Origin of the sequence: Oceanimonas aquatica (genome assembly GCF_030732065.1) — a bacterium.
GTDB lineage: Bacteria > Pseudomonadota > Gammaproteobacteria > Enterobacterales > Aeromonadaceae > Oceanimonas.
The window spans coordinates 38688-52858 of record NZ_JAVBHX010000010.1 but is presented as its reverse complement, the minus strand read 5'-3'; the positions used below and the strand labels follow the sequence as shown (position 1 = coordinate 52858).

Sequence of the window (14171 nt, the reverse complement as noted above, 5' to 3'; positions counted from 1 at the left end):
ATATATAGGCTTAATGAAACTTATTGTTTCCAAAACTGGTTAAATGATGCCGAGAACCGACGATCTCATTCTGTTTGCTCAGGTGATGGAGCTGGGCTCCTTCAGCAAGGCTGCCGACGCTCATGGTCTGACCAACTCGGTGGTGAGCAAGCGTATCGCTCGGCTGGAAGCCGAGCTGGGCAGCACCCTGATTTACCGCACCACGCGGCGCCTGACCCTGACCGAGGCGGGCCGGGTATTGTTTGAGCGGGCTCAGGTGGTGGCACAAACGGCCCAGGAGGCCTTTGATGCGGTGACCGGCTACAGCGACTCCCTGCAGGGCCACATTCGCATGTCGGTGCCCACCATTTCCGGCGATCTGTTGCTGGCCGAGGCGGTGGCGCAATTTTGTGAGCTGCATCCGGCTATCAGCGTCGACATGTCGCTGGACAACCGTTTTGTGGATCTGGTGGCGGAAGGCTTTGATCTGGTGATCCGCACCGGTCATCTGGAAGACTCCAGCCTGATCGCCCGCCATATTCTGGACTCGCGCTGGACCATCTGCGCCGCCCCCGCCTACCTCAGTCGTCACGGCAAGCCCCAGGTGCCGGAAGATCTGATGCAGCATAACTGCCTGATTTACAGCTATCAGGAAAGCGGCGCCCGGGACTGGCTGTTCAGACGCTTTGGTGAGACCTATTCGCTGCGAGTAAGCGGCAACTTCTCCACCGACAATGCCGCGGCCCTGCGCAAGGCTGCTCTGGCCGGTCATGGCCTGGCTTATGTGCCCCGCTGCCTGGTGTATACGGATTTGCAGGCGGGCCGGCTGGTGGAGCTGTTGCCCAGCCGGGTGGGCAAGGTGCTGGGCATTTACGCGGTGTACCCCTACAACCGGCAACCGCCCCGCAAGATAAAACTGCTGATCGAACATATTCGCTCCCGTTACATGGAGATCAGGCATTATTTCTGACGACCTCCTGAGCCTATTCGCCGGGGTCGAGCAGCTCAATCCAGTGCTTTACCGGCACCCTTGAGCGGCTGGCCAGATGCAGCTGGCAACCCACGTTGGCGGTGACGATCTGCTCGGGATTGCCTGCGCTGAGCGCATCCAGCTTGTTGCCGAGCAGTTGCTGGCTGAGCTCGGGCTGCAGGATTGAATAGGTCCCCGCCGAGCCACAACACAGATGACCGTCCTTGACCGGAGTCAATTCCAGCCCCGCCCGGCGCAGTATGGCCTCGACCTGATCACCCAGCCCGAGAGCGTGCTGCAGGGTGCAGGGGCAGTGCACCGCCGTTTTGCGGCCGGTGCCGGCCAGCTTCAGCTTGCCCAGATCCTCATTCGCCAGCACCTCGCTCAGATCCCGGGTCAGCTCGCTGACCCGGCGCGCCCGCTCGGCGTAGGCCGGGTCGTGCGCCAGTTTGTCGCCGTATTCCTTTACCATGGCGCCGCAGCCCGAGGCGCTGATCACAATGGCCTCGGCGCCGGCCTGAATATGGGGCCACCAGGCGTCGATATTGCGACGCATAAAGTTTAGTCCTTCCTCGTGGGCCGAGAGATGATAGCTGACCGCCCCGCAGCAGCCCGACCCGGGGGCCTGCACCAGACGGATGCCGAGCCGGTCCAGCACTCGGGTTGCGGCGGCGTTGGTGTTGGGCGTGGCCGCCGCCTGGGCACAGCCGCCCAGCGCCAGCATCACTCTGGAATGACGGCGGTCGGGCAGAATGCCCGTTGCTTGCGCCGGTGGCACCTTGGCAGCCAGCGCCGCCGGCAACAGCGGCCGTGCCATGCGCCCCAGCACCAGCAGCGGGCTCAGCCGGGCGGAATAGGGCAGCACGTTACGCAGCAGCCAGCGCAGCAGGCGCTGGCCCGGGGTGCGAGGCAGTTGCTGCTCCATGATGCTGCGGCCGATGTCCGCCAGCCGGCCGTAACGCACCCCCGACGGACAGGTGGTCTCGCAGCTGCGGCAGGTCAGGCAGCGGTCCAGGTGGGTTTGGGATTTCTCGCTGATTTCACCGCTTTCGAGCATCTGTTTAATAAGATAAATGCGCCCGCGCGGGCCGTCCCGCTCGTCGCCCAGCTGCTGGTAGGTGGGGCAGGTGGCGGTGCAGAAGCCACAGTGCACGCAGCTGCGCAGAATCGACTCGGCTTCTGCAATCTCGGGATGATCCAGGTATTTCACATGAATGTCTGTACGCATGATGTCGTCCTTTACAACCAGCCGTAGAGCCGGCCCGGGTTGAACAGGCCGTCCGGATCCAGCGCCGCCTTGAGTCGGCGCTGCAGTGCCTGCATGGGCGCCGGCAGGGTGTGCAGCACCTCGGCATCACGGTTGCCGCCGCGGTACAGGGCCACCTGGCCCCCGGCCGCCTCGGCCAGCCGTTCCAGTTCGGCCTTGTCGAACTCGCCCCGCAGCCAGCGCTGGCTGCCGCCCCAGTCGAGCAGCCAGGCTGCGTCGGGCAGGTCATGAGGGGCGGTGGAACGCACCGAAAAGCGCCACAGGGGGGCGTTGCCGGTAAAAAACGCCAGTCGCTGCTCGCGCAGATCCCGCCAGAAGGCATTGCCGTCTTCCAGCACCTCACCCGGCCAGGTGTGAGCGGTGCTTTCCACCGCGCTGGCGGCGCCGGACAGCCGCAGATAGAGACGGTTGTCCAGCCAGCAGGCGGCGGTGAGTGGCCGGGGCTGTGCCGCCAGCCGGTTCATCTCGATAAGTGCGGCGTCGGCGTCCAGTTCGTGCACCAGGGTCAGGGTGCACTCGGGAACCGGCATCACCTTGAAACTGAGCTCGGTGATCACCCCCAGGGTGCCCATGGCGCCGGCCTGCAGTCGGGAGACATCGTAGCCGGCCACGTTCTTCATGACCTGGCCGCCAAAGCGCAGGTGCTCACCCTGGCCGTTGATGAGCCGCAGCCCCAGCAGCTGATCCCGAATCGAGCCGCTCCAGGGCCGACCCGGCCCGGACAAGTGACAGGCCAGGGTGCCTCCGAGCGTGGCCTGGCCGTCAAACAAGGGTGGATCGCAGGCCAGCATCTGGCCCCGCTCGGCCAGGGTGGCCTGTACCTCGGCCACGGGCGTGCCGGCGCGGGCGGTGAGTACCAATTCCACCGGGTGGTAGCTGACGATGCCGCGATGGCCGGAAAGTGACAGTGGTTCGCCTTCGGCCGTCCGGCCCATAAAGGGTTTGCTGTTGCCGCCGACCAGGTTGAGCCGGGTGCCATCGGTCCGGGCCTGTTGCACTTGTTCCAGCAGGGCTGAAGTCAAATCCGCCATCAGCGGGCCTCCTTGTGGTCGAGGGTGCGGTATTCCTGGCAGTGCTTGAGCAGGGGAATGCCCTTGCCCGGATTCAGGGTGCCGAGGGCATCAAAGGCCGCCTTGATGGCGTGAAACTGGGCAAGCTCCTGGTCGCTGAACTGCACCGGCATCTGGCGGATTTTCTCGATGCCAACCCCGTGCTCGCCGGTGATGCAGCCGCCCACTTCCACGCACAGCTCCAGAATTTTGCCGCCGAACTCCTCGGTGCGCTCAAATTCACCGGGTACATTGGCGTCGAACAAAATCAGCGGGTGCAGGTTGCCGTCGCCGGCGTGAAACACGTTGGCCACCCGCAGGCCGTAGTGCGTCGACATGCGCTGCATTTCGGTCAGCACGCGGGCAAGCTGGCCTCGGGGTATGGTGCCGTCCATGCAGTAGTAGTCGGGGGAAATTCGTCCCACGGCAGGGAAAGCCGACTTGCGTCCCTTCCACAGCAGAGCCCGCTCGGCCTCGCTTTGGGAGACCCGGATTTGACTCGCGCCCTGCTCGCGAAAAATACGTTCCACCCGGGCGATGTATTCGGTCACTTCCTCCCGGGTGCCGTCCAGCTCGCACAACAGCAGGGCCTGAGCCTCGGTGGGGTAGCCGGCGTGAGCAAAGGCCTCGGCGGCGACGATGGCGTGGCTGTCCATCATTTCCAGACCGGCGGGAATAATGCCGTCGGCGATCACCGCGCCCACGGCATCGCCGGCCTGCTCTACCCGGTCAAAGGCGGCCATCACCACCCGGGCCTGTTCCGGCTGCGGCAGCAGCCTGACCGTGACCTCGGTGATGATGCCGAGCAGGCCTTCGGAGCCGGTGAGCAGCGCCAGCAGATCCGGCCCCTGGCAGTCGAGACCGTCATGGCCGAACACCAGGCGTTCGCCTTCGACGGTAAGCAGCTCTACCTTTTGCAGATTGTGCACCGTCAGGCCGTATTTGAGGCAGTGCACGCCGCCGGAGTTTTCCGCCACGTTGCCGCCGATGGTGCAGGCTATCTGGGATGAGGGATCGGGTCCGTAATACAGGCCGTAGGGGGCCGCCGCCTCGCTGATGGCCAGGTTGCGCACCCCGGGCTGCAGCCGGGCGGTGCGCGCCAGTGGGTCTATGTCGAGAATGTGTTTGAAGCGGGCCATCGACAGCAGCACGCCGTCGTTGCTGGGCATGGCGCCGGCGCACAGGCCGGTGCCCGCGCCCCGGGCCACCACCGGCACTCGGTGCTGGTGGCACAGTCGCAGCACTTGCTGCACTGCTTCTACCGTGCCCGGCAGCACCACCAGCAGCGGCATCTCACAATACATGGAGAGGCCGTCGCATTCGTAGGGTTTCTGGGTTTCGGCGTCGGTGATCACGTATTCCGGCTCGATAAAGGCCCGAAAGGCCTCGGCCAGGGTGGTACGCAGTGTCGCCTGAGGGCTGGTCATGAATTCCTTCTCCCTGACTGGGGCCGGGTGAGGCCCTCTGGTTGATCGGTCACCAGGTTGTCCGGTAGCCGTATCAGCATGGCACCACCCCCGCCGGCCATGCCATGTTTATCTATACTCGAAACACGGTTTTTGTCCCGATTACCGCCACGATCACAGTTTAAGTGCTTGCATAAAAAGGAATATTTTTACCACGCCATCGTCGCGAGGCCGGGCGGAGGGCTCTCCTCGAGTCCGGACCCGGCGCCAATGAGGCTTTGGCGCCTGAACCGCGTCGGCAGTGGGGGCTGACCGAGCCTTGACCCGGCGGCAGGGGCTGTGTTTTGTTGTGAGGCTGAATGTCTTTTTCTTACCGCGCCGGGGCCTGTCAGTGCACCGGTGTTCGATGAGGTTTTACCATGATCAAAACCGCCGTGATCGGCTATGGCCAGTCGGCCAGTATTTACCATCTGCCCTTTATCGACAGTTTGCCGGAGTTCGAGCTGGTGGCCATTCACACTTCACGGCCGGAGCGGGTAGAGCGGGACTGGCCCGATGTGCGGGTGTATACCGATGTGGATGAGATGCTGAAGGAGTCCGGCGCCCGGCTGGTGGTGATCACCGCGCCCAACGAGGTGCACTACGAGCTGGGGCGCAAGGCCCTGAGCCTGGGCCTGCACGTGGTGATGGAAAACCCGGCGGTAACCCAGCTTCATCAGGGCAGCGAGCTGATGCGCCTGGCCGAAACCAGCCGGTTGTGCCTGATCCCCTTTCACAACCGCCGCTGGGACAGCGACTTTCTTACCATTCGGCGGTTGCTGGATGAGGGCAAGGTGGGTCCGGTGCATGCTTTTGAATCCCACTTCGACCGTTTTCGCCCCACCCCCGAAGGTCAGGAAGATCAACCCGGAGTGGGCGCCGGCTCCTGGTTCGATCTGGGCGGGCATCTGGTGGATCAGACCCTGGAGCTGTTTGGCAAGCCACTGGCGGTGACCGGCCGGTGCCTGTCTCAGCGGCCGGGCTCGGACGTGACCGATTACTTTCATGTGCAACTGCACTACAGCGACAAGGAAGTGCTGCTGCACTCCAGCTCTTATCATCCCGGGCCGACCCTGCGCTTCAAGCTGCAGGGGGAGCGGGGCTGTTACATTAAACGGGGCTTCGATCCTCAGGAAGAGCGGCTGCGGGACGGCATTGTGCCCGGCTCACCCTACCTGGCGAAGGAAGCTGAAAGCGATTACGGCGTGTTTTATTCCGACGGCGAGCCGGAAGTGATCGTGTCCGAGGTGGGGGGATATCGCCATTTTTACGAAGCCACTGCCAGGGCCATTCGCGGGGAGGGCCCGCTGCCGGTCACCATTCGTGACGCGCTCAACGGGCTCAATATCATTCATCTGGCGGAAAAGAGCAGCCGGGAAGGCTGTACCCTGCCGGTGCCCGATGTGAATTACTGAGCGACCTGCCGGCCCGTTAACCGCAGCCGGCCAAGGGCGGTAAAGCGCAGGGCGTAGCGCAGGGCCACGTAGCTCACCATCAGGGTGGCCACCATCAGCTCCAGTTGCGCCAGACCTTCCAGCCGGGCCAGGGCGACACCGTCCAGCCCCAGCTCGGCGGCCAGGCCGGCCACCTTGAACAGGGCGGTGGCGCCGATCACCAGCGGAAAGGTAAAGGCGGCGTAGCCCGGGCTGAACGGCAGCCGAAGCAGGTGGAACAGGGCCAGGTAGATCAGCGCCGTCATCAATACTGCAATGCCCAGCAATACCGCCACCAGCAACAGATCCGGCTGAGTGCTCACGGTCAGATAACCGGCCAGAGACAGGCTGGCGGGGGCCGCCAGAATGGCGATGGTGGGCTTGGCGGCGTCGGGCACCTCGGCACAGAAGATCAGCCGGTACAGCATCAGCGGCAGCAGCAGACCGTAACACACCAGACCAAACCACATCAGGCCTTGCGCCAGCGGCTCAAGGGCGCCTCCCGGGCTGGCCACGGCAGCCACGATAATACCCACCGGCGGTACAAACCAGCTGGGCACCATGTGGTGCAGGCGAAAGGCCTGCAGCCGGTGCCGGGCAAAGGCCAGTAAAAATACCACATGCAGGCCGGTGCCCAGTCCCCACAGCAGATCCCGTGCGCTTCCTTCCAGTGACGCTGACACCACCATGGTGGCCATGGCAAAGGTGGGTACCACGCTGCCCACCACCGGGTGGGCCAGATCTTCCGCCAGCAGGCGCGGATGCAGCACAAACTTGGCGGTCAGGATCAGCAGCAGCACGGCGGCGATGGCTGCGGCCAGGCTCTGGGCCTGACCGGCAAACAGGCCGGTGTTTTCCCAGCACCAGCCCAGGCTGGCAATGCCCAGGGCCAGCCCGGCCATGGGGGTGGGGGTGGCGGCAAGACGTTGGCGAGTGGTATTCAGCATAACGGCGCTCCTCAGTGACTGTCGCCATCATAGAAAAGCCACTTCGTTTATAATATCCAAATGTTTTAAAGCAAGCGTTTGGAAAAGCTAAATGATTACCCTGAAACAACTGCAGGTATTTGCCAGCATCGCCCGTCACGGCAACCTGGGACTGGCGGCGGAGGAAGTCTGCCTTAGCCGGGGCGCCGTGTCCCAGTCGCTGAGCGAGCTGGAGCGGCGGCTGGGCAGCCCGCTGTTCGATCGGGTACACCCCAGGTTGCAGCTCAACGATCAGGGGCTGCGGCTACAACCCCTGGCGGAAGATGTGCTCAGCCGGGTGGCGGATATCGAGCGCCAGTTCGAGGGTGGCGGTGAGCTCACCGGCCACCTGCGCCTGGGGGCCAGCCAGACCATCGGCAACTACCTGCTGCCGGCGCTGCTGGCCCGCCAGCCCTGGCTGCAGGCCGGAGTCACCATCACCAATACCCAGACCCTGTGCGACATGGTGGCCCGCTTTGAGCTGGACATGGCGTTGATCGAGGGGGAAAACCGCCACGCCGAGCTGGATACGCAAGACTGGCTGCAGGATGAAATGCTGATCGTCGCCGGCCCCTCTCATGTACTGGCGGGGCAAGGCTGCCTGACGCCCGCCTGTCTGGCCGGCAGCGACTGGGTTTTGCGCGAACCCCGCTCCGGCAGCCGTGAGCAATTCGACCGCCAGCTGGCGCCCCATCTGGCCGACATGGGCAGAGTACTGGAGCTGAACACCCCGGAAGCCGTAATGCAGGCGGTGGAGCAGGGGCTGGGGCTGGCGCTGATCTCCCGGCTGGCGGCGGCGGATCGGCTGGCCCGGGGGCGGCTGGTGGTGATCGATGTCGGACTCGATCTGCCCCGTACTCTGTCGCTGGTGTGGCACCGGCAAAAGTACCACTCCGCGCTGTTGCGCCGGTTTGTGGACACCTGCCGGGCAGCGGCCGGGGCCTGAGGCTGGCCGGAACGCCGCCCAGGCACCATCATAAAGGAATGAGGGAGGGGCCATGGTTGACTGTATGACCAAACACGTACTTGGAGGGATGGCGCTGTTGCTGGTGCTGGCGGTACCGCCAGCGAGCGCTCAGGCAAAGTTCAAGGCGGTCACTACCTTTACCGTGATCGCCGACATGGCGCAAAACGTGGCCGGCAGCGCCGCCCTGGTGGAGTCCATCACCAAGCCAGGCGCTGAAATTCATGAATACCAGCCCACCCCCGGCGACATTCTGCGCGCTCACAATGCACAGCTGCTGCTGTCCAATGGTCTGAACCTGGAGCTGTGGTTCGAACGCTTTTACCAGAACCTGAAAGACATTCCCGAAGTAGTGGTGAGCGAGGGCATAGTGCCCATGAGCATTGATGAAGGGCCCTACCGCGGAAAACCCAACCCTCATGCCTGGATGTCACCGGATAACGCCCTGATTTACGTCGATAATATTCTCGCCGCCTTTGTGCAGTACGATCCGGGCAATGCCGAGGTCTACCGGGCCAACGCCGAGGCCTACCAGCAACAAATCATCAATCAGACCGCGCCCCTGCGAGCCCTGTTTGCCGCCATTCCCGAGCATCAGCGCTGGCTGGTGACCAGTGAAGGGGCCTTTTCCTATCTGGCCCGGGACTACGGCCTGAAGGAGCTGTACCTGTGGCCCATCAACGCCGATCAGCAGGGCACCCCCCAGCAGGTGCGCCACGTGATCGACAGCGTACGTAAGCACAATATTCCGGCGGTGTTCAGCGAAAGCACCATTTCCGACAAGCCTGCCCGTCAGGTGGCCCGGGAAACCGGCGCCCATTACGGCGGTGTACTCTACGTCGACTCCCTGAGCGAGCCCGACGGACCGGTGCCCACCTACCTCGAGTTGTTGCGGGTCACTTCGGAGACCATTGCTCAGGGCATTACCGAGGGGCTGGAATGAGCACCATCGACACCCAGGCCGCCTCACTCGACGGCGCCGGCCTGGTGGTGCAGAACGTCACCGTCACCTACCGCAACGGCCATACCGGCCTGCGCGACGCCAGCTTTCACCTGCCTCTGGGTACCATTGCCGCCCTGGTGGGGGTGAACGGCTCCGGCAAGTCGACCCTGTTCAAGGCCATCATGGGCTTTGTGCGGCTGGCGACCGGCGATATTCGTGTGCTGGGCCAGCCGGTGGCGGCGGCACTGCGCAGCAACGCGGTGGCCTATGTGCCCCAGTCCGAAGAAGTGGACTGGAACTTTCCGGTGCTGGTAGAAGATGTGGTGATGATGGGCCGTTATGGCCACATGGGTTTGCTGCGCCGGCCGAAAGAGGCGGATCACCAGGCCGTGGCGCGGGCGCTGGCGCGGGTGGGCATGAGTGACTTTCGTCATCGTCAGATTGGTGAGCTCTCTGGCGGCCAGAAGAAGCGGGTGTTTCTGGCCCGGGCCCTGGCCCAGGACGGCCGGGTGATTCTGCTCGACGAGCCCTTTACCGGGGTGGATGTGAAAACCGAGGATCGCATCATTACCCTGCTGCGGGAGCTGCGCGATGAAGGCCGGGTGATGCTGGTCTCCACCCACAACCTGGGCTCTGTGCCCGAGTTCTGCGATCGCACCGTGCTGATCAAGGGCACCATTCTGGCCCACGGCACCACCGCCAGCACCTTCAACCAGGCCAACCTGGAGCTGGCCTTTGGCGGTGTGCTGCGCCATTTTATGCTGACCGGCAAAAGCTCGCCCATTGGCGTGATCAGCGACGATGAACGGCCACTGATCATCGAGGGGGGCCGGGTACAAAGCCGAGCCCGGCGGGAGCGGAGCGATGACGATTCTGCTTGAGCCCTTTGGTTACGGCTACATGGTCAACGCCATCTGGGTGTCGGCCCTGGTGGGGAGCGTGTGCGCCTTTTTATCCTGCTACCTGATGCTCAAGGGCTGGTCGCTGATCGGCGATGCCCTGTCCCACTCCATTGTGCCCGGGGTGGCCGGCGCCTACCTGCTGGGGTTGCCGTTTTCCCTGGGGGCCTTTGTGGCCGGGGGCCTGGCCGCCGGCGCCATGCTGCTGCTGCATCAGCGCAGCAAACTCAAGGAAGACGTGATCATCGGCCTGATTTTTTCGGGCTTTTTCGCCCTGGGGCTGTTCATGATGTCGCTCAGGCCCATGGCGGTCAACATTCGCACCATTGTGCTCGGCAATATTCTTGCCATTGATCCCTTTGATATCGCCCAGCTGGTGATCATCGGTCTGGTGTCGTTGCTGGTGCTGGTGTGCAAATGGAAGGATCTGCTGGTGGTGTTTTTCGACGAGCACCACGCCCGCTCGGTGGGCATCAACCCCGTTCACCTCAAGCTGATGTTCTTTACCCTGCTGGCGGCCTGCACGGTAGCGGCCATGCAGACGGTGGGCGCCTTTCTGGTGATCTGCATGGTGGTCACTCCCGGCGCCACCGCCTACCTGCTGACCGATCGCTTTCCGGTACTGCTGATGATCGCCGTCGGCCTGGGCGCCGTGACCAGCGCCGTGGGCGCCTATGCCAGTTATTTTCTCGATGGGGCCACCGGCGCCCTGATCGTGGTGTTGCAGACCCTGCTCTTTCTGCTGGCCTTTGTGTTCGCCCCCAAACACGGCTATCTGGCCGCCCGCCGGCGCGCCGCCGAGGCCCGGGAGGCACCGGGATGAGTATGGCAGAACAGCTACTGTTGCCCTTTCAGTTTGCCTTTATGAACCAGGCGCTGATCATTTCGGCCCTGATAGCGGTGCCGGCGGCACTGTTGTCGTGCTTTCTGGTGCTAAGAGGCTGGGCGCTGATGGGCGATGCCATGAGCCATGGGGTGTTTCCCGGCGTGGTGCTGGCCTACCTGGCGGGCATCCCGCTGGCCCTGGGGGCCTTTGGCGCCGGCATGATTTGTGCTCTGAGCATCGGCTTTCTCGCCGCCAACAGCCGCATTCGCCAGGACACCGTGATGGGCATAGTGTTCTCCGGCATGTTCGGGCTGGGCCTGCTGGTGTATGTCAGCATCAGTACCGAGGTGCATCTGGATCATATTCTGTTTGGCGACATGCTGGGTGTGGGCATCAAGGACATCATGGAAAGCGGCGCCGTGGCGCTGCTGACGGTGCTGGTGCTGGGCATGAAATGGAAGGACTTTCTGCTGCACGCCTTTGACCCGGTGCAGGCCAGGGCGGTGGGGCTCAGGGTCACCTGGCTGCATTACGGCCTCTTGTGTCTGCTCACCCTGACCATAGTGGCGGCGCTGAAGTCGGTGGGCATTCTGCTGGCCATCGCCATGCTGATCACGCCCGGCGCCACCGCCTTTCTGCTGACTCGGCGCTTTGGGCTGATGCTGCTGTGGTCGGTGCTGGTGGCGGTGTGTGCTGCGCTGGCCGGGGTGTATCTGTCGTTCTTTATCGACAGCGCCCCGGCGCCGACCATAGTGCTGCTGATGATGGCGCTGTTTATGCTGGCCCTGATGTTTGCCGGCCGTGCAGTACCCGCTGCCTGACCGCCACCGGCAGTTCGCTAAAACGTTGGCCCAGTATCAGCTCCAGCCGGCGTAGGTCGCGCTCCAACTTTTCCCGCTCGGCGTTATTTTCGGTGGCGATAAGAAGATCTGCCAGTCGCAGGTATTCCTTGCGGGCCTCCAGCTCCGGCGGCAGGTAGCCGGCGTTTTTCAGCAGCCGGTAACCGGCGCGCAGGTGCTCGGGCACCAGGCTGTCGTCCTCCAGTTGCTGGGGCTGGCCGGCGCCGGCCAGATCCTCGAACTGGCCTTCCCGTCGAGCCTGGCTGATGGCCTGCTAGGCCAGCTGATCAATTAACCACATGGGACCTCCGTGTTGCTGATGACCTGGTGGCGGTACCTAACCGCCGAACAGAAAAAACCAGAGCGGTACCGGCGCCACCGCCAGGGCTGTGAGGACGATAAAACCATGATAGGGAATGAGCCTGCTCATGCCCACCACCATGCCGATGCCGCCGCCGCCGCCAATCAGGGTATTGCCCGGCAGGTTGAGGGCCACGGCGATGGTCAGGTAGCGATAGGTCAGCAATATCGGCGCGAGCCGCGAAGGCAACTGCTCACCGAGCAGTGCCAGCCGTTGTGACCGGTCCAGCGGCGCCAGGCGCTTGATCAGGGCGGCGGCCCGGTACAGGTGCAGCCAGTGCAGCAGCCGATGAATGGAAGACGGGGGGATCAGCCGGCCGAGCAGAAAGCTGAGCGACAGCGCCGCCAGGGTACAGAGATAAACCAGTACCGCCCCCTTGCTGCCCAGCAACAGCATCAGCGCCAGACCGATCTCGATGCCGGGCATGAAGGGAATCGTCATCAGGGCGATATACAGGCAGGCCGCCGTCAGTACCATGACGCTGAGCATGGCATCGTGACGGGGAAACAGCTGCAGATTGAGTTGTCCGGCCAGCCAGTTTCCTCCCAGGTTCAGCGCAATAACCAGGCTGATTAGCAGGGCGAGCCTGAGCAGGCGGATCAGGCGCGGGCTCCCTGCCGGCTTCTTGGGCGAAGGGATCATGGCGATGGCGGGCCGGCAGTGGCCTGATCCTTCAGGGTGCCTCTAAACCAGTATTCCCGGCGAGTATTCCAGTACCAGCGTTCCTTGGTCCAGACGAAGGTCACCTCGGCGTTATCGCCCGTTATCACTCCCTGCCAGCTGATGGTGCCGTGGGTCGGGCTTTCGGTGACGGCATGGAAGTGAATGGCGTTGTCTTTCACCTGGGTGGTATAGGGGCTGCTGCCGAAGTTGTAGGGAGCACAGGAGATGGAGGTGAACAGGCCGTCATGAAAGGTGAGCTCTTCATGCTCATCGGGATCCAGTGGCTTGCCGGCTTCGCCGTTAATGCCGACAAAAGTCATGCCGTCCAGCAGGCCCTGAGCGGCCTGCACGCCTGCTGGCAGCAGCGCCAGCAAGGCCATCAGCAGGCCATACCGCAGTGAGGTGTTCATCAGTGCCTCCGGGGAAACCTGTTGTTCCCAAGTGTGCGCTCACTTTTTATTTTAGCAGCATGCCCTGCTTCAGCTATTCCACCAGCAGGTGTAATGGCGACGACGGTGAAGGGCTCAGGTCAGCTCGTCGTCGCCGGTGCGCACCACCAGTTTGCCGAAGTTCTGGCCCTGAAGCAGGTCGATAAAGGCCCGAGGCGCGTTTTCAAGCTCTTCCACTATCTGCTCGCGGTAGTGAATTTTGCCGTCATGCAACCACTGGCTCATATCTGTCACGAACTCATCATAACGATGGGCGTAATCGTCAAAGATGATAAAGCCCTTTACCGTCAGCCGCTTGACCAGAATGGTGCCCATCAACTGACCCAGACGATCCGGACCGTCAGGCAGGCTGGTGGCGTTGTATTGCGAGATTAGGCCACACACCGGAATGCGGGCGCCGGTATTGAGCAGCGGCAGCACCGCGTCCAGTACCTTGCCGCCCACATTCTCGTAGTAGATATCGATGCCATCGGGGCAGGCGCTGGCCAGTTGGTCGGCAAAGTCACCGGCCTTGTGATCAAGGCAGGCGTCCACGCCCAGGGTTTCCAGCGCATAGCGACACTTCTCTTCACCACCGGCCACGGCCACCACCCGGCAGCCCTTGAGCTTGCCGATTTGCGCCACCATGGAGCCCACGGCACCGGTGGCGGCGGCTACGACTAGGGTTTCTCCGGCTTGCGGCCTGCCGATATCCAGCAGGCCCATATAGGCGGTGAAGCCGGGCATGCCGAGCACACCCAGCGCCCAGGAAGGTGACATTTGTGCGGGATCCAGCTTGATCAGGCCTTCACCGTCGGACAGCGCATAGTCCTGCCAGCCGTTGTAGCTCAGCACCCAGTCACCCGGTTGATAATTGGGGTGCCGGCTGGCATGCACCCGGCAGACGGTGCCGCCGACCATGGGATCCCCTACCGCCACCGGCTCGGCGTAGGATTTGGCATCGCTCATGCAGCCCCGCATATAAGGGTCCAGGCTCAGGTAAACGGTGCGCAGCAGCAGCTGGCCTTCGGCGGGCTCGGGAATGGCGGTTTCTTTCAGGGCGAAGTTGCCGGCGGTGGGCAGGCCCACCGGGCGTGAAGCCAGGGTGATCTGGCGGTTGCGGTTGGCTGTTTGCTTCAT

General features: G+C 63.4%; 15 protein-coding genes. 7 read left to right on the top strand and 8 right to left on the bottom strand.

The annotated features are described in order from the left end of the window. The first annotated feature begins 43 nt into the window (after window positions 1-43). Window positions 44-949: a LysR family transcriptional regulator gene (locus tag Q9290_RS14160; protein ID WP_306080297.1), complete on the top strand. Its 906-nt coding sequence runs from the start codon at window positions 44-46 to the stop codon at window positions 947-949. A 13-nt stretch (window positions 950-962) separates the two neighbouring features. On the opposite strand, the gene glcF is transcribed toward Q9290_RS14160, so the two are convergent. The 3 genes from glcF to Q9290_RS14145 are packed head-to-tail and all read right to left on the bottom strand — an operon-like array spanning window position 963 to window position 4692. Further along, window positions 963-2177, bottom strand: a complete 1215-nt coding sequence (gene glcF / locus Q9290_RS14155; RefSeq protein WP_306080296.1) for a glycolate oxidase subunit GlcF — start codon at window positions 2175-2177, stop codon at window positions 963-965. 11 nt (window positions 2178-2188) lie between these two features. Further along, on the bottom strand, window positions 2189-3247 hold the full coding sequence (gene glcE, locus Q9290_RS14150) for a glycolate oxidase subunit GlcE (RefSeq protein WP_306080295.1): 1059 nt from the start codon (window positions 3245-3247) through the stop codon (window positions 2189-2191). Beyond that, the gene (locus Q9290_RS14145) at window positions 3247-4692 is read right to left on the bottom strand and encodes an FAD-linked oxidase C-terminal domain-containing protein (RefSeq protein WP_306080294.1); all 1446 of its coding nucleotides are present in this window, start codon (window positions 4690-4692) and stop codon (window positions 3247-3249) included. Before Q9290_RS14145 ends, glcE begins: the two co-directional genes overlap by 1 nt. A gap of 398 nt (window positions 4693-5090) precedes the next feature. On the opposite strand from Q9290_RS14145, the gene Q9290_RS14140 reads away from it, so the two are divergent. Beyond that, entirely contained in the window at window positions 5091-6125 is a 1035-nt protein-coding gene (locus Q9290_RS14140; protein ID WP_306080293.1) for a Gfo/Idh/MocA family oxidoreductase, read from the top strand. Here the strand turns inward: Q9290_RS14140 and Q9290_RS14135 are convergent. Then, window positions 6119-7090 carry a TDT family transporter gene (locus Q9290_RS14135; RefSeq protein ID WP_306080292.1) on the bottom strand — a complete coding sequence of 324 codons (972 nt, stop codon included), beginning with the start codon at window positions 7088-7090 and terminating at the stop codon, window positions 6119-6121. The genes Q9290_RS14140 and Q9290_RS14135 overlap by 7 nt on opposite strands. 91 nt (window positions 7091-7181) lie before the next feature. On the opposite strand from Q9290_RS14135, the gene Q9290_RS14130 reads away from it, so the two are divergent. From Q9290_RS14130 to Q9290_RS14110, 5 genes are all read left to right on the top strand, one after another. Next, complete coding sequence (locus Q9290_RS14130; protein ID WP_306080291.1) at window positions 7182-8054, top strand: LysR substrate-binding domain-containing protein; 873 nt, start codon at window positions 7182-7184, stop codon at window positions 8052-8054. 64 nt (window positions 8055-8118) lie between these two features. After that, window positions 8119-9015, top strand: a complete 897-nt coding sequence (locus tag Q9290_RS14125) for a metal ABC transporter substrate-binding protein (protein WP_306080290.1) — start codon at window positions 8119-8121, stop codon at window positions 9013-9015. Then, entirely contained in the window at window positions 9012-9896 is an 885-nt protein-coding gene (locus Q9290_RS14120; RefSeq protein WP_306080289.1) for a manganese/iron ABC transporter ATP-binding protein, read from the top strand. The genes Q9290_RS14125 and Q9290_RS14120 overlap by 4 nt, the downstream gene beginning before the upstream one ends. Continuing rightward, on the top strand, window positions 9880-10737 hold the full coding sequence (locus Q9290_RS14115) for a metal ABC transporter permease (RefSeq protein WP_306080288.1): 858 nt from the start codon (window positions 9880-9882) through the stop codon (window positions 10735-10737). The genes Q9290_RS14120 and Q9290_RS14115 overlap by 17 nt, the downstream gene beginning before the upstream one ends. A gap of 2 nt (window positions 10738-10739) precedes the next feature. After that, complete coding sequence (locus Q9290_RS14110) at window positions 10740-11561, top strand: metal ABC transporter permease (RefSeq protein WP_306080287.1); 822 nt, start codon at window positions 10740-10742, stop codon at window positions 11559-11561. On the opposite strand, the gene Q9290_RS14105 is transcribed toward Q9290_RS14110, so the two are convergent. The 4 genes from Q9290_RS14105 to Q9290_RS14090 all read right to left on the bottom strand — a co-directional run bounded on the left by Q9290_RS14105 (window position 11515) and on the right by Q9290_RS14090 (window position 14171). Further along, window positions 11515-11847 carry a DnaJ family domain-containing protein gene (locus tag Q9290_RS14105; RefSeq protein ID WP_306080343.1) on the bottom strand — a complete coding sequence of 111 codons (333 nt, stop codon included), beginning with the start codon at window positions 11845-11847 and terminating at the stop codon, window positions 11515-11517. The two genes, Q9290_RS14110 and Q9290_RS14105, sit on opposite strands and share 47 nt — an antisense overlap. A gap of 69 nt (window positions 11848-11916) precedes the next feature. Beyond that, entirely contained in the window at window positions 11917-12582 is a 666-nt protein-coding gene (locus tag Q9290_RS14100; protein ID WP_306080286.1) for a hypothetical protein, read from the bottom strand. Then, window positions 12579-13013, bottom strand: coding sequence for a hypothetical protein (locus Q9290_RS14095; protein ID WP_306080285.1), 435 nt, complete (start codon window positions 13011-13013; stop codon window positions 12579-12581). The genes Q9290_RS14100 and Q9290_RS14095 overlap by 4 nt, the downstream gene beginning before the upstream one ends. 114 nt (window positions 13014-13127) lie before the next feature. Further along, window positions 13128-14171: an NADP-dependent oxidoreductase gene (locus Q9290_RS14090; RefSeq protein ID WP_306080284.1), complete on the bottom strand. Its 1044-nt coding sequence runs from the start codon at window positions 14169-14171 to the stop codon at window positions 13128-13130.